This is a genomic window from Pseudomonas sp. C2.3V, assembly GCF_058536325.1.
In genome coordinates this window covers 287,568-302,979 of sequence record NZ_JBZUBN010000002.1, presented here as the reverse complement: position 1 = coordinate 302,979, position 15,412 = coordinate 287,568, and the positions used below count along the sequence as shown (strand labels likewise).

Sequence of the window (15,412 nt, the reverse complement as noted above, 5' to 3'; positions counted from 1 at the left end):
GGCTGCTAACACCAGTCAAACAGGAAAGATGGCGTTGATCTGACCGGTGCCCGAGCTTCCGAACGGCTCGGTCACGATTTCGACGGGCTTGCTGTATTCAGGGCCGCCCAGCAGGCCCAGCAACATGGCCGTATCGTGCATCTTGCCTTCGCCATAGCAGTGCTCGGCGTAGTCTGGAAGCATGGCGCAGAACTCTTTGAAGCGACCTTGCCGCCACAACTCCACCACATGCAAGTCGACCTGCTTGTCGAATTCGCGGGTCCACTTATGGATATTCGCCTCGGCGACCCGATCGTCCGAGAACCGGTGGGAGAGTGATCCGGATGCCAGTACCAGTACCTTGCGGTCGCTTTTTTCAATGGCGCGACGAACCGCAGCACCAAAGGCAAAGCTGTCTTCCAGCCGATGCCAGGCGCACCAGGCGGCAATGGAAATGACCTTGAGCTTTTGGCTGTCCGGTACGCCAATGTGCATGTAGCGCATGGGAACGAGTGTTCCGTATTCAAGCTCCAGGCTAGGGATGTTATGGGCCATGGTGCGGATCCCTGCGGCATTGGCTTCCCCACCGATCAGCGCTCCCAGCTCGGGATCGCCCGGATATTGATACGCCATGTCCTTGATGAAGTGCGGCAGCTCGTTACTGGTGTAGATCCCTTCGAACTGCTGCCCGCAATTGATGTGGTAACCACTGTTGACCATCCAGTGAACATCGAACACGACGGCCGTGTCGGCGCTCAGGTCGCGGGCGCGCTGACCGATGAGCTTGTGACCGGCGATGGCTGCCTCGCGGCAACCCTGGTGCTTTCCGGGCAGTTCAGACAGATACATGGATGGAACATGTGTAATCTTGGCTGCAAGGACGACTTCGCCCATGACAGTTCTCCTTGTTAGCCCCGAACAAAAGATCAGGGCGCTGTGTTGTAACTGCTTGGCCGTGATAAGCCCGAAAACCCGGGTGCTTGCCTGCCGATACCGCTAGCAGGCGCTGGCCCTGGGGACGGGAGTGGTTACACACCCCAGCGCGGGATGTGGTGACTGCCCATGGAGATGCACACGTTCTTCACCTCCGTGAACACCTCGAAGCTGTACTCGCCCCCTTCACGGCCGGTACCAGAGCCTTTCACGCCGCCGAATGGCTGGCGCAGGTCCCGTACGTTCTGGCTGTTAATGAACACCATGCCGGCCTCGATGCCACGGGCCAGACGGTGCGCCTTGCCGATGTCCTGGGTCCAGATATAGGACGCAAGGCCGTATTCGGTATCATTGGCCAGGCGCAGGGCTTCGGCCTCATCCTTGAATTTGATGAGGCAGACGACAGGACCGAAAATCTCTTCCTGAGCGATACGCATCCTGTTGTCGACGTTGGCAAATACGGTGGGCTGGATGAACTGCCCCTTTGTCAGATGGGCGGGCAGGTTCGCTGGACGCTCCAGACCACCTGCCATGAGCGTGGCGCCTTCTTCCAGACCAATCTTGATGTAGCCTGTGACCTTGTTGTAATGAGCCTGGGTAATCATCGAGCCGACCTGGGTCTTTGGATCTTGCGGATCACCCACGATCAGGCGCTTGGCGCGTGCAGCGAACTCCTCGACAAACTGGTCGTAAAACGTTTCCTGGATGAAGATACGGCTGCCCGCCGTGCAACGCTCACCGTTGAGCGAGAAGATGGTGAAGAGAGCGGCGTCCAGCGCGCGGCCTAGATCGGCATCATCAAAGATGAGCACAGGCGATTTGCCGCCCAACTCCATGGAGTACTTCTTGAGCCCTGCCGTTTCCATGATTTTTCGGCCGGTAGCGGTGCCGCCAGTGAATGAGATGGCCCGCACGTCCGGGTGACGAACCAGGGCGTCTCCAGCTGTGGCGCCATAGCCCTGCACGACGTTCAATACGCCTGGCGGAATGCCTGCTTCCAAGGCCAGACGGCCTAGTTCGTTGGCCGTAAGGGGCGACAGCTCGGACATTTTCAATACGGCGGTATTGCCCAGTGCCAGACACGGCGCCGTTTTCCATGTCGCTGTCATGAGCGGTACGTTCCAGGGTGAAACCAGGCCGCAGACCCCTACCGGCTGGTGCAGGGTATAGTTCAGCATCTGGTCATCGACCGGATAGGTATGCCCATCCATCCGTGTGCAGACTTCAGCAAAGAAGTCGAAGTTATGGGAGGCTCGGGGTATGAGTACGTTCTTGGTCTGATGAATTGGAAGCCCCGTATCCAGGGTTTCCAGCTCGGCCAGATTGGGCACGTTCTTGTCGATCAGCTCGCCTAGCCTGCGCATCAGCTTGGCCCGTTCCTTGGCCGGGGTGTTGGCCCACTTGGGGAAAGCTTCCTTGGCAGCCGCCACGGCTTGGGCGACTTCCTCGGCGCCGCCGCTGGCCACTTCGCCCAGTGCCTCGCCGGTCGCCGGGTTGTAATTGGTGAACGTTTCCTTGCTCTCGACCTCACGGCCGTTGATCCAGTGCTTGATCATTTCAGACCTCTTTGGCAGCTGCGGCGAAGAAAGCTTCTTCGCTGACGATGGTATTGACGAGGCGACCGACGCCTTCCACTTCCACGACGACTTCATCTCCAGGCACTACATCGGCAAGGCCTTCCGGCGTGCCGGTGGCGATCATGTCGCCGGGCTGCAGGGTCATGAAACTGGAAAAGTATTCGATCAGGTAGGGGATATCGAAGATCATGTCCGCCGTGGTGCCTTCCTGCTTCAGCTCACCATTGATCCAGGTGCGCAGGCGCAGGTTGGATGGGTCTGGCACATCGGCGGTGTCGACGATCCAGGGACCGATCGGTGTAGTGCAGTCGCGGTTTTTCACCCGCAGGTTGGGGCGGTAGTAGTTCTCGAGGTAGTCGCGGATCGCATAGTCATTGCACACGGTATAGCCAGCCAGATAGTCCAACGCGTCCGCGCGCTTTACATGACGTGCCGGTTTGCCAATGACAGCCACCAGCTCACACTCGTAGTGCATGTACTTGACGTTGTCAGGCCGCCAGGTGATCTGCCTGTGTCCGGTATAGGTGTTGGGCGATTTGATAAAGGCCAGTGGCTCGGTGGGTGCTTTGAAAGCCAGCTCTGCCGCGTGGTCCGCATAATTGAGGCCCAGGGCAAACATGCTGCCTGTGGCGGGCGGCAGCCATTCCACCTGGTCTTCCAATAGCCGTTCGCCACTGGGCAGACTTACTGCATGGTCATCGTCGACAGTAACGGTATGGATCTCACCCTGATAGCGAATACGTGCATGTTTCATGGGGTGCTCCTTATTCCGCAACTACGGTATTGATGAGGCGGCCGATGCGGTCGATCTCGACCTCTACGCGATCACCCGGCGTGACATCGACGCGGCCCTCAGGCGTACCGGTGATCAGCACGTCGCCTTCGTTCAACGTCATGAACTCGCTCAGCTCGGCGATCAGCTGAGGGAGGGTGCGTACCCAGTTAGCCGTCGTGTTTTCCTGGCGCAGCGTGCCGTTTACATAGAGCTTGAGGGTGAGCAGATTCGGGTCGCTCACGGCCTCTGCCGGCACCAGCTCAGGACCTATGGAACAGAATCCGTCCCGGCATTTGGCCTTCACCGCAGGCCGGTAGTAGCTCTCTTCCGGCAGGCTGAATTCGTTGACGACGGTATACCCCGCCACGTAGCCCATGGCCTGGTCTTCAGTTACCCGGCTGGCCCGTTTGCCAATCACTACTCCCAGGGCTGGGCCTGCCTGCAGACGCTCCCCCTGGGGCATGATGACGGGCTGCTGGTGCCCGTTACGGGTGTTGGGCGTCTTGATGAACAGGACCGGTTTCAGTGGGGGCTGTTGGTAAGGCGGTTCGTGAAACTCTTCAAGTCGGCTGCGCAAAAGGCCTTGGAAATTCAGGGCAACGCCGAACAGTGTTCCATTGGCAGATTCGCTAAGTGATCGCGACATGGCGCTCTCCCTTGTTATTGGTGTGGAAACAGGGCATACCTGTTTGGGAGTAAATAGTTAATGTGTTAACTTTATATTTAATATGTTAACTAAGGTCAAGTGTTACCTGAGTTCGCGTATGCTTGGTTCAACAACAAAAAGAATGATGTTCATGAAAAGTCCTGCGTCCGTGTCTATCCAGCCGATCCCCAACATCAACATCGGTCAGGTCTACGACCAGCGTTATGCCGATGCCGAGGTGCATTACGATGCGCTAGGCAGACTGGCGGAGTTCTTCGGGCGCAACATGCGTGCCCACCGGCATGACCGGTTCTTTCAGGTGCATTACGTGAAGACCGGCAAGGTTCGGGTGTACCTGGATGACCGGCAGTACCAGGAGCAAGGCCCCATGTTCTTCATCACCCCGCCTCCGGTCCCCCATGCCTTTGTGACGGAGGAGGGCAGCGACGGGCATGTCCTGACGGTTCGCCAACAGCTGGTATGGTCGCTATTGCAGGAGGTGCCTGATCTCTGGACCGCATCGGGATTCCTGCCGATCTGTGTAGGCCTGGCCAGCCTGGAGGCTGAGTTTCGCGAGGAGGCCGAGCGGCTGGCCTCGTTGTTTGAGTTGCTAAGGCTGGAGGCGGGTACACCTCGTCCTGGCCAGGCCTGTGGCCTGATAGCCCTGACTCGCCTGATCTTTATCAGCATGCTTCGTCTCTCTCCAAAATCAATCGCGGCACAGCCTGCGCGGCAGGATGACCTGCAGTTGTTTCGGCGCTTCAATGAACTCATCGAAGCGCACTACACCGAGCATTGGCCGTTGTCCCGATACGCTGATCAGTTGGGCCTAACGGAATCGCGGCTGAACGACATCTGCCGACGTACCGCAGACATTCCCTCGAAACGGCTCGTCCATGACCGCCTTATGCAAGAGGCCAAGCGGCTGTTGGTGTTTACAGGGAGCTCAGCCAACGAAATATGCTTTCGCCTGGGCTTCAAGGATCCGGCCTACTTCAGTCGCTTCTTTACGCGCCAGGCAGGCATTACGCCCAGCGACTATCGGCTCAGCCGTCGCGCCAGCACTCTGGCAACCGAGTCGTAATCCCTAAAAAAGCCGCGCCACATATGACGCGGCAAGGGGGCGACCGGTCAGGCAGCGCTGTGCTCGCGTTGCAGTCGATGAAAATTACGGCTGAAATACACCAGGCTGTCGCATCGCTCGCGGGTACAGATTTCATCGAGCTCTACGAGAAGCACCGAGTGGGTGCCGACTTCCTGGGTATCGGTAATCCTTCCCTGCAGGCTGGCCAGGGCATCGTCAAGAATCGGAACGCCCTCGCGGCCCTCCTTCCAGGCGTGACGCTTGAAGCGCTCATCCATGTCGATACCGGTCATCCCGGCAAAATGACGGGCCACTTCTTCATGTTCGCCCGCCAGGACATTCACGCACAGCCGCCCGTTCTGCTTGAAGACACCATTCATGGCACTGTTGCGGTTGATGCACACCATAACGGTGGGCGGCGTGTCCGTGACCGAGCAGACGGCAGTGGCCGTAATGCCACAGCGTCCACCAGGACCATTGGTGGTCAGGACATTCACGGCGGCGGACAGCGACGCCATGGCATTGCGAAAGGCTTGTTGGGTTGGGCTGAGTTGGGTCATGACCTTTACCTCCACGGGGCGCCGGATCAGCGATCCGGCGACAGCATTGCAGGATTACTGGCGAATACGGTCCAGCATGTTGATATCGTCCGGGTTGGTCAGGTGCGGAACGGTCCAACCGTTTAGGTCGTAGTCCGACAGGCACTTCTCTACCATATCAGTCATGCTCTTCATCGCACCGGTTCCTTGTGCATGGCGCAGCGCCTGCATGCGGATCTCGTCCTGGCTCCCGGCATAGTTGATTTCGTACAGCTCATGGCGTCCGCCAAATTCCGTGCCGATGGCATCCCAAAGCAGCTTCAGGATCTTGATACGTTCCTCATGGCCCATACCGCCGGACCCGCGACAATAGGTACTCAGGTATTTGTTCAGCGTCGGGTCCTTGAGATCGCGCGATCCGGTCGGCAGGTAGATCAAGCCGCTGGCCACGACCTGCTCAATGATCTTCTTGATCTCCGGATAGGCTTGTGGCGCCAGCACACGATAGGCTTGCAAGGCTTGAGCGCTGGGTAGCCAGGCGCCGTTTTTCCACTCGGAAGCATTACCGTACATGGCGTCAGTAAGTGACCAGAAAAGGTTACGCCATGCAACCACTTCGCCCATTTGTGCCTGCACGCCACGGAACTCCAGCGAGCCGGTGCATTGCAGTGCCTTGAACAGTGCACCGGTGATGAAGTCCAGTTTGACGGCCAGACGGGTACAGCCTTGCATGGGGAACAGTCGACCAAAGCCGCCTTGTGGAAACCATTGCTTGCAGCGATCGAAATCTCGATAGATCAGAATGTTCTCCCATGGGATGAACACCCGATCCATGATGAGGATGGCGTCGTTCTCGTCGAAGCGGCTCGACAGCGGATAGTCAAATGGAGAACCCGTCATCCCGGCCACCAACTCATAGGAGGGACGGCAGATCAGCTTCATGCCCTTGGTATTCATCGGGGCGATAAACATCAAGGCGAAATCTGTGTTGTCTCCGAGCAGCTGCGCAGAGCCTTGCCCCACGAAGTTATAGTGTGTCAGGGCCGAGTTGGTCGCCACGACTTTCGCGCCGCTGACGATGATGCCACCGTCAACTTCTTCATCCACGGAGATGAATACGTCCTTTACCTGATCGACCGGCTTGTCGCGATCGATGGGCGGATTGACGATAGCATGGTTGAGGTAGAGGCACGCTTCCTGGATACGCTTGTACCAGGTGCGGGCATTCTGCTCGAATTTGCCATAGAACTCGGCGTTCGCGCCCAGTGCGCTGCCAAAGGCGGCCTTATAGTCCGGTGTGCGGCCCATCCAGCCATAGGTCAGACGCGACCACTCGGCGATGGCATCACGCTGTTCGCGCAGTTCATCCGCGTTACGGGCGAAGCGAAAGAACTTGTGTGTATAGCCGCCGTTGCCCGTGTCGGTTTCCCAGCAGAGCGTTTCTCTGGTTTCGGGATCATGGAGGGCGTCGTACAGCTTGGCCATGGAGGCCGCGGCGTTACGGAAGGCCGGATGGGTAGTGACATCCTTGACGCGATCGCCATAGATGTAGATTTCACGATCATCACGCAGGCTGGCCAAGTATTCTTCGCCCGTCAGTGGACGGTTTTTCTCGGCACGATAATCTTCGGGCATCATGAGGGCATGTCTCCGTATCATTGTTCTTATGCAGGTAATGCGTAACGCTTGGAAGAGATCATGAGCCTGCCGCCGCGGCGGAAGAATGGCTTTTCCAGACAACCGCTTGTACTTTTCATGGAGCGATTTCATCTGCCACTTCGGGCTGATGAATCTCGCCAGGGGAGCTGAACGAAATGAATGTATTGATCGTGGGTGCGTCACGGGGTATCGGATTGGCGCTGGTTACGCAGTACCTGGAACGCGGTGCGCAAGTCTTTGCGCTGGTTCGTCGGTCTGATAACGAAGCCTTGCAACAATTGAGCGCGACTTACGGCGATCGGCTGGTGCTGCTGTCCGGCGATATGACGGACCCGGCACTGATTCCTTCTCTCAAGAAGCAATTGCAGAACACAACGCTGGATCGTCTGATCGTCAACGCAGGGATTTATGGGCCTGATCACCAGGATGTCATGGCAATCAATACCGAAGAGATTGCAGAGTTGTTCTCGACTAATACGGTTGCGCCGCTGCGTATTGTCGAAGGGTTAAGCCATTGCATCGCAGACGGCGGTGTGGTGGCGTGTATGAGCTCCCAGATGGGAAGTGTCACGCTTGATCGTGCCGCAGATATGCCGTTGTATGGAGCCAGCAAGGCGGCCCTAAACAGCCTGCTCAGGAGCTGGGCATCCTCGCATATCCCGTTGTCGTTCAGTGTGTTGGCGTTACACCCGGGGTGGGTTCAGACCGACATGGGCGGCCACTCGGCACCACTGACCACAACCGAAAGCGCCAAGGGTCTGATTGCCGTCATCGAGCAGCAGGCAGGTCGCTGCCAGTGTGATTTTGTCAGTTACCAGGGCGAGTCGCTGCCCTGGTAGGTTGAGGCACGTTAGTACGGAAATAAGGCACACAGTCTGCTCCGTCCTGTGCCTCGTACCTTTATGCACAGACCAGCGGCTTGCGGTTCGCCCAAGGTTGGGCGCGTTCGAGTTGTGCCGCCAGCGCAAGCAGGGTGTGCTCCTCACCAAAGCGTGCCGCAAAATGCGAGCCGAGTGGCAGCCCATTCTCTGTCCAGTAGAGCGGAACGGACATGGCCGGTTGGCCGGACGCATTGAACAGCGCCGTGAAGGGTGAATAGCTATGGAAGGCTTCGATTACTTCGGCCAGGCTGAGGCTGGGGTCAAAGGCGTCCAGGTCACCGATCAGGGGTGGCTCTCGAGTCAGGGTTGGCGTCAGGATCAGATCATGGTCAATCAGGAAGTAGGCCAGCTGCCTTCCCAGCGCATGGATGCTTTCTACCGCGGCGGCATAACGTGCGGCCGGAATATTACCCCGCTCGCGTAGAATGATGCGCGTACGGGGGTCCAACTCTTCGTCTCCTACGGACTGCCCTCTCAGCTGGCCGACCATATCCAGAAAGTTTCGAGTGCTTGGGCCAATGATATTGAAGAGATGGTCCAGAAGTCCCGGCAGATTGACGGGTAGCGTGGCAAGCTCCACATGATGGCCGAGCTGCTCGCACAGCCGTGCAGTATGACGTACCGCCGTCAACGCTTCCGGACTTGTTGGCCACGGCCCCAGTTGCTCGATCACCGCGATACGAAGCGGTGCGAGATCAGCCGAGACGGCCTGGACGAACGGCATCGCTTGAGCCGGCGCTGCGTAGGGCGCACCCAGGTCCGCCCCAGCGGTGGCGTCCAGCAGAAGGGCGCTGTCGCGTACGGATAACGTAATGGCATGGGGCGTCCCCATTCCGGCCCACCCTTCGCCTACCAGCGGACCGGAAGGCAACCGACCTCGGGTGGGTTTCAGACCGAAGACCCCGCAACAGGATGCCGGGACACGCAGTGAGCCGCCCCCATCGTTACCATGAGCAAACGGGATGGCACGGGCAGCGACCAGGGCGGCAGCACCACCGCTGGACCCGCCGGCACTGCGTTCCGTATTCCAGGGATTTCGGGTGGCGCCGAAACGGGTCGACTCGGTGGTGTAGGAGGTTCCGAATTCCGGTGACGTGGTGGTGCCTGCAAACACACAGCCCGCGCGACGCAGACGGGCAACCACTTCACAATCAAGATCAGCGCGTGCCTCACCCATGACGCGCGAGCCCTGTGTCATGCGGGCGCCCTGGACAGGGGAGAAGAGGTCCTTGATGAGGGTCGGAACACCGGCCAGTACGCCTTGTCGGGCTTCCGGTCGTTGTGCCATCTGCCGGGCCACGTCATAGCACCGCTCGCTGATGGCGTTGAGTTGCGGGTTCACCCGGTCGAGCCGCTGGATCGCCGCGTCGAGCAATTCGATTGGCGTCACTTCACCTTGCCGTACGAGCAGGCTCAGGGCTGTGGCATCCAGGGTGTCCAGCAGGTAGTCGATGTCATTCATAAGCGGAGCTCCTTGTAACTGAATTCAGGGATGGGTGGAGCGGGCCGGGTTGTTGATTCCACGGCGCAGGAAGCTGAGCAGCGCCCACACCAGGGCGGTGATGACGCTGGCGACGGCAAGCAGGCCAATGGCATGGTGCAGATCACCGGTTTGGCCAAGCAGAGCAATGACGATCAGTGGGCTTGAGAACTGGCCCAGGTACAGGCAGGCGGTGAAGATACCGAGTCCCCGGCCGCGGGCGGTCGCGCTCAAGGCATTCATCACCGGTGCCGTGGAATTGGGAACCAGCATGCCGGCGCCCAGACCGTGAATCGTCACGGCGAGCAGAACCTGGTAATAGGTGTGGGCGGTAATGAGTAGCCACAGTCCGCTGGCCATGAGCAGTAGCAGCAGCACATTGCACCCCGCGAGCCCTACACGTCGACGAACGAAGGGCCAGAGCAGCGAGCCTCCCAGTGAAGTGAGAAGCCCCAGCCCTGCGCACAGCCCGATCAGCGTACTGGACGTAACCCCCAGCCCGACCAGCAGGGTGGGGCTTTGGACTGGGACGATGAAACTCAGCACCATGCCAAAGAACACCAATAGATAGTTGATGATTAGCGGCGGAAGGGAGGACTGCCCAGGCTCGGTTGAATGCATTGCCCGGGCATGATGAACCTCGGGCTCCCAGAGCAGCTTGAGCATGGCCGGGACAAGCAGGAGGGGAAGCAGGTACAGCAGAAACGGTGTTCGCCAGGAGTGTTCCCCCAGTGCGCCACCGATGGCAAAGAAGATCGAGCCTACCAGACCAATCGTGATGACTTGCCCGTTTACGTAGCGCATGCGTTGTTCGCCATGCCAGTAATCGGCGATGAGCGTGACGCAGCAAGTCATGACTGCCGCCTCGGCACAGCCAAAGAGCAGTCGCAGACCAACAATTCCTTTCAGGCTGTCCAAAAATGCAGGTGCGGCGCCGCAAAGTGCATAGACCAGTGTCGCCAGAATCAGCAGACGTTTGCGTCCGAGCCGGTCGGCCAGCCAACCAGCCAGCGGTGCGCAAAGCGCAATGGCCAGCGCCGGCCCCGTAATGGCCAAAGGGATGAGAACACCCGTCTGGGGCTCTACCGGCCCGAATTCTGCGGCAATCTTGGGTAGAACCGGCGCGACCATCACGGAGCCCATGATTGTCAGGCTGCTACCAAGCATGAGGACAGCGCCCTGCGCGCGACCAGCGGTATGCCGGCCTTCTAGATAGGACTGGGACATGGTAATTCCTCAGAAACTGTGGGAAAAACGTACGGCGACGGCATAACCCTCGGTACGGTTACGGGCGTCGAATTCCTTGTAAGCATGCACCCAGACAGGTGGCAGCCCCGGCTGGAAAAAGCTCACTGCAGGTCCGATGGCCAGTACCCGGGCGCGGTTGCCGTAGGTAAGGTTGGGTGCGTCATCGTCGCTGAGCTGGCGGTAGTAGTAACCGCCAATACCGGCTGTCCAAGGCCCGAAATGCTGGCCCACTGCGAACTCGTGGCGGTACTCAGTTCCGCTTTTGTAATCCGTAGAATGGTTACGGGTGTTCACGTCCAGCTCGAAGCTGGATGACACCTCGAACCCTGAATCACTGATATAGGTGGCGTTGACGATAGGTGAAAACGTCCAGTGGTTGAGGCCGGGGCTGACCAGACGGTTCTTGTCGTAATCGCCGGTGGGTGCCTGAATCTGGAACTGCGCGTTGATACCAAGGTTACGTGAGGGCGTCCATTGTAGAATCAGTGGCAACACCTGCAGGTCCGCCTGCCGGAATACGTGAGTGCTGTCCGAAAAGACGGTGGTGCCGCCCACCTTGACCTTGAGATCAGCGTCCATGTCGAAAAAAGGCGCGATCACACCAAACCCGTATTTTGCACCCAGCAGTTCGGTATCGGTCATGCGGATATAAGCCAGGCCGAGTGAGAGGACGCCAAGGGAAAAATCAGTCCCGTTGTCTCGGCCGTGGCGGTCTTTGACAGTATTGGCCCAGTAGTAGTTGGTACGCAGGCCAACGGTGCCTGTTGGTGACGGTGGCGGTGTGAACCCGGCGCCAAAATCATAGACACCAAAGGCTGTTGTAGGGGCTCCGCCCTCAGTCGCCTGGGCGGGATGAGTCAGGAATAAAGTGGCTAACAATACGGAGCTAATTGTTGTGATCTTGTATGCTTCGTACATCGAAACCTCCCTTTGTTTTTTCTTAGGGTGGGGGAGGTCAAGCGAGGGTTGTTATCCGGATTTGGCAAAACTGGTCATATAGTCTTCACGAACACGGCGTAAAGTGGCGGATGGTTTTTCGCCAAACAATTTGGCGTAGTCGTTGGCAAAGCGGCTCAAGTGCCAAAAACCCCATTGGGCTGCTACGTCCTGCACCGAAACCGTGCCGTCACTGTGACAAAGCGCACGGTGCGCCGCATTCAGGCGCAGCGTACGCAGATAAGTGGTCGGGTTGACGCCCAACGCCTCCTGAAAACAGTACTGTAGTTTGCGTCGGCTGGCGCCGATGCGGTTACAGAGTTCCAAAATCGAAGGCGGCGTTTCCTGACACGAAAGCGCATACTCGCGGGCTCGGTCTACCATCCGCTTGCGGGCTGTGGGAGTCAGTGCCGGAACCTCTTCGCCAGCATCGAGCAGATCCAGAAGGTGCAACAGAACGGTTTCCCGGATACCGTTTCGGATAGCCTCGTGCCTCAAGAGGCCTTGACTCTGGCTTTGCGTATTTGCGATGTCGTCAAGCAACCTGACGAACTCGCTGTGACGCTGATGGGGGCGGAGACGGTAACACTTCGGCAAGTCGTCAAGTGTGAACGGGCTCTGTTGCTGCTCTAGTATGGGAAGCAGCTCGGCCTCTGCGATGGTGATGCATAGCAGGTCGAGATTGGCAGGCGTCTGCAACTCTGGCAGGTGAGCGCCGCGGGCGACCAACAGGCTGGCTTCTCTCAACGAGTGTCCGGCGCAATGAAGCTCGCACGCTTCGTTGAGGGGCAGGCTGAATGCAATCGCACCTGGCCATGTCGAGCCGTTCTTGCGCAATGCCTGATTGCACCGATCGCGGGTCAGATGCATCCAGTCCAGCTGGATATCGATCAGTTCGCCCTCGAAGCGTCCAGACGAGACCTGGTCATAATGCAATGCCCAGCCTGTCATGGCGTGGGAGTGCTCCGATACGTCCTGAGTATGGGTGTGGTGCATTCGAGCCTTTACCGGTAACGCAGCCTTGATGTCTTGGTGCATTTTGGAAACCTTTCTGCTCGTTAAAGGCCTTTCCTGCGTACTGAGGCAAGTTCTGTTCCTCAACGTACCGTTCAGACCTATCTGTGCCAAAAATGGCTATTTGGTAGTGCGTTCACGCCAGGGCCATCTTGGATTCAGGCAGCGTCATGCCACCGTCAACGACTAGGGTCTGCCCTGTAATGAACGAGGCGGCTTCCGAGGCCAGAAACAGCATGGCACTGGCAATGTCGGACGGCTGACCAAGACGCCCGAGCGGGATACTGGCCCTGATCTGTCGGGTGACGTCGCTGTCGCCCAAGTTGTCCATGGCAGGTGTCTGGATCATCCCCGGCTCGACGCCATTCATCCGAACGTTATGAGGTGCCAGTTCCAGGGCGGCATTACGAATGAATCCGTTCACGCCAGCCTTGGCCGCCGCGTAATGACAGAGTCCGGGATAAGCCACTCGAGGGCCTGTCACAGAAGACGTAACCAGTACACATCCCTTGCCCTGTAGCCGGAACAGTGGCAATGCTTGCTGCGTCAGCCAGAACAGGGATGACAGATTGACGGCCAGGGTACGTTCCAGCACTTCAGGTGTAATATCGGCGAACGGAGTTAGTGGAAAGTAGCCGGCGTTATGTACCAGGACATCCAGCCGGCCGCAGGTCTGTTTGACGGTTTCCATGAGTGTCCTGATCTGATCGCGCTCGGCCAGGTCTACCGGATGGGCGGTCACGTGTCTTCCCTCCTTTTGCAATCCCCGCGCGACCGCTGCTGCGTTCTCCGCATTGAGGTCGGCAATGACGACCTGTGCGCCAGCTCCGGCAAAGTGCTCGACAATTCCTCGCCCGATGCCTTGGCCGCCCCCGGTGACTAGAACGACCTTGCCGGTAAGGTCGTGTATCGATCCTGCTGATGTCTGATCCTGCATCATCCTGCTCCTGCGGTTATGTCGAATGAAAGTAGGCCCGCCACTGGGCCTGTGTTTACGTTGGCTGTTGCGCTGGCGTGGCTGGCCTTACAGGTGCTCGTAGGCAAGCGTGGGCACATCGACGATGCTGGAGCCGCCGTCCGCCACGATTGAAGCGCCTGTAATAATCGAGGCTTCAGAAGAAAGCAGAAACCGGCACACTTCAGCGATTTCCGCTGATGTGGCGGGGCGGCGAAGAGGGACATCGCGGGTTACCCGGCTATACGCCGCCTCAAGACTTTCGCCGTAATGCTGCATCAGCGGCTGCATCTCTTCGTCGGCCATCGGCGTTTTCACCCAACCTGGGCAGACCGCATTGACGCGGACGCCGGCAGGGCCATAATCCTTGGCGAGTGAGCGGGTCAAGCCGATCAAGGCATGTTTGGCGGTGGTATAGCTGCAAACTCCCCCTCCTGCGGCCAGCGAGGCGATAGAGCCCAGCAGCACGACAGCGCCCCGTCGCTCGATCAGTGAGGGCAGGCACGCCCTGACGCTGTAGAAAGCGGTGTCCAGATGGCTTTGCATTGCTTGCTGCCATCGGGTATCGCTGGTCTCGAGTGCAGTGCCCTGGCCCAGACCGCCCGCTGACGCCACAAGGCCATCGATTCTGCCGAAGCGCTCGATGATCCGAGGGATGAACGTCTCCCAATCCGCACTGCTGGCCGCATTACCCGTCAGTACCAGCCCACCTGTACGAGCGGCTACCTCCTCCAGCGGTTCCCGACGGCGACCAATGAGTACAAGCTGGGCGCCTTCATCGGCAAGGCGATAGGCGCATGCCTCACCGATACCGCTACCGGCCCCGGTGATTACGTAGGTTTTCACCTCATTCATGGCCTGGGTACTCGGTTGTGTTGAGGATTCTGCTGAATGAGCCAACCGGGAAGTTCGACCACTGCCCTAGATCATCACCCGTATGGCCGCAAATCTTTCCGTCGCTGCGGTGTTGCTTCAGGTCGATCAGCACCAGCCCGAGCGTAGGAATGATCTTTTCCCGCCATACGAACAGATAGAGCTCGTTCTCCAGCTTGAAATAATGGCAGCGGTCCGTATCGGCCAGCCCACGTTCAACGCCACTCAGGCAATGCCAGCTGTAGAGGTTTTCGTTGAGATAGATGTGTTCATAAACCTCATGAGGACTGTAGGCGTAGCAGTTGCGGATGCCGACCAGTTCGTGGGTCGGCTGATGTGGGTGATTCGCTTCCGACGGTGATGTACCCGAATAAAGGCCCTGTATCGTCCCATGAGTGAACTGCGCCGAGACTGGCGTCAGATCCTGGCCCGACAAGGCACAGCTGAACAGATCGCTGCGCTGATCATCCTGCGTTGGGAGCTGCCCGTAGACCCGCGTGAAAACGCCTTGCTTCACGTCCAGCACGAGGCTGATCGAGGCAGTGGAGGTGTCGGTCTGCTGAAGGAAGTCGATCAGGTAGATCCCTTCCCGGATGGAAGTGACACGAGAGGCCGCCTCGTGAGATGTCGAATGGTCTGCAGAGGACCAGCCAACCGCATTTTGGCTGAAGCGGTAGGTAATGGATTCGCCGGACGGGCCGTCGAGCACTAGCGTCCTGCCGTTGAGGTCGTTCGAGACAGGCAACGTGTAGTTGTCGAGGTTGAAGCCATCGGCCAGTGCGCCTACGGTGATCCAGTCCTGTTGTTGGGTCATGTCATACACTCCGTTTGAT

15 protein-coding genes are annotated in these 15,412 nt (G+C 58.6%); 2 read left to right on the top strand and 13 right to left on the bottom strand.

The genetic code is table 11. The annotated features are described in order from the left end of the window. Positions 1 to 15: 15 nt before the first annotated feature. The 4 genes from hpaD to AC4LF3_RS21170 all read right to left on the bottom strand — a co-directional run bounded on the left by hpaD (position 16) and on the right by AC4LF3_RS21170 (position 3,910). A complete protein-coding gene (gene hpaD / locus AC4LF3_RS21185) occupies positions 16 to 873 on the bottom strand; it encodes a 3,4-dihydroxyphenylacetate 2,3-dioxygenase (protein WP_491836660.1) in 858 nt (285 codons plus the stop codon). Positions 874 to 1,007: 134 nt separating this feature from the next. Continuing rightward, a complete protein-coding gene (gene hpaE, locus AC4LF3_RS21180) occupies positions 1,008 to 2,468 on the bottom strand; it encodes a 5-carboxymethyl-2-hydroxymuconate semialdehyde dehydrogenase (RefSeq protein WP_491836659.1) in 1,461 nt (486 codons plus the stop codon). A gap of 1 nt (position 2,469) precedes the next feature. Then, positions 2,470 to 3,243, bottom strand: coding sequence for a fumarylacetoacetate hydrolase family protein (locus AC4LF3_RS21175; RefSeq protein WP_491836658.1), 774 nt, complete (start codon positions 3,241 to 3,243; stop codon positions 2,470 to 2,472). Between the two features lie 10 nt (positions 3,244 to 3,253). Further along, positions 3,254 to 3,910 (bottom strand): fumarylacetoacetate hydrolase family protein, encoded by a 657-nt coding sequence (locus AC4LF3_RS21170; RefSeq protein WP_197871687.1) that lies wholly within the window; start codon positions 3,908 to 3,910, stop codon positions 3,254 to 3,256. 151 nt (positions 3,911 to 4,061) lie between these two features. Between AC4LF3_RS21170 and hpaA the strand changes: the two genes are divergently transcribed. Further along, positions 4,062 to 4,994 (top strand): 4-hydroxyphenylacetate catabolism regulatory protein HpaA, encoded by a 933-nt coding sequence (gene hpaA, locus AC4LF3_RS21165; RefSeq protein WP_122043769.1) that lies wholly within the window; start codon positions 4,062 to 4,064, stop codon positions 4,992 to 4,994. Between the two features lie 47 nt (positions 4,995 to 5,041). On the opposite strand, the gene hpaC is transcribed toward hpaA, so the two are convergent. Continuing rightward, positions 5,042 to 5,554 carry a 4-hydroxyphenylacetate 3-monooxygenase, reductase component gene (gene hpaC / locus AC4LF3_RS21160; RefSeq protein WP_010799031.1) on the bottom strand — a complete coding sequence of 171 codons (513 nt, stop codon included), beginning with the start codon at positions 5,552 to 5,554 and terminating at the stop codon, positions 5,042 to 5,044. A 54-nt stretch (positions 5,555 to 5,608) separates the two neighbouring features. Next, a complete protein-coding gene (hpaB, locus tag AC4LF3_RS21155; RefSeq protein ID WP_010799032.1) occupies positions 5,609 to 7,171 on the bottom strand; it encodes a 4-hydroxyphenylacetate 3-monooxygenase, oxygenase component in 1,563 nt (520 codons plus the stop codon). A gap of 176 nt (positions 7,172 to 7,347) precedes the next feature. Between hpaB and AC4LF3_RS21150 the strand changes: the two genes are divergently transcribed. Further along, positions 7,348 to 8,031 carry an SDR family oxidoreductase gene (locus AC4LF3_RS21150; RefSeq protein WP_434155467.1) on the top strand — a complete coding sequence of 228 codons (684 nt, stop codon included), beginning with the start codon at positions 7,348 to 7,350 and terminating at the stop codon, positions 8,029 to 8,031. Positions 8,032 to 8,092: 61 nt separating this feature from the next. On the opposite strand, the gene AC4LF3_RS21145 is transcribed toward AC4LF3_RS21150, so the two are convergent. The 7 genes from AC4LF3_RS21145 to AC4LF3_RS21115 all read right to left on the bottom strand — a co-directional run bounded on the left by AC4LF3_RS21145 (position 8,093) and on the right by AC4LF3_RS21115 (position 15,393). Continuing rightward, a complete protein-coding gene (locus AC4LF3_RS21145; RefSeq protein ID WP_491836657.1) occupies positions 8,093 to 9,535 on the bottom strand; it encodes an amidase in 1,443 nt (480 codons plus the stop codon). Between the two features lie 24 nt (positions 9,536 to 9,559). Then, entirely contained in the window at positions 9,560 to 10,780 is a 1,221-nt protein-coding gene (locus AC4LF3_RS21140; protein WP_491836656.1) for an MFS transporter, read from the bottom strand. Positions 10,781 to 10,789: 9 nt separating this feature from the next. Further along, entirely contained in the window at positions 10,790 to 11,719 is a 930-nt protein-coding gene (locus AC4LF3_RS21135; protein ID WP_019366249.1) for a SphA family protein, read from the bottom strand. Positions 11,720 to 11,770: 51 nt separating this feature from the next. Further along, positions 11,771 to 12,775, bottom strand: coding sequence for a helix-turn-helix domain-containing protein (locus AC4LF3_RS21130; protein WP_491836655.1), 1,005 nt, complete (start codon positions 12,773 to 12,775; stop codon positions 11,771 to 11,773). A 112-nt stretch (positions 12,776 to 12,887) separates the two neighbouring features. Then, positions 12,888 to 13,688: an SDR family oxidoreductase gene (locus AC4LF3_RS21125; RefSeq protein ID WP_491836653.1), complete on the bottom strand. Its 801-nt coding sequence runs from the start codon at positions 13,686 to 13,688 to the stop codon at positions 12,888 to 12,890. 87 nt (positions 13,689 to 13,775) lie between these two features. Beyond that, complete coding sequence (locus tag AC4LF3_RS21120; protein ID WP_491836651.1) at positions 13,776 to 14,561, bottom strand: SDR family NAD(P)-dependent oxidoreductase; 786 nt, start codon at positions 14,559 to 14,561, stop codon at positions 13,776 to 13,778. After that, the gene (locus AC4LF3_RS21115) at positions 14,554 to 15,393 is read right to left on the bottom strand and encodes a MoaF C-terminal domain-containing protein (RefSeq protein ID WP_491836649.1); all 840 of its coding nucleotides are present in this window, start codon (positions 15,391 to 15,393) and stop codon (positions 14,554 to 14,556) included. The genes AC4LF3_RS21120 and AC4LF3_RS21115 overlap by 8 nt, the downstream gene beginning before the upstream one ends. Between the last annotated feature and the right edge of the window lie 19 nt (positions 15,394 to 15,412).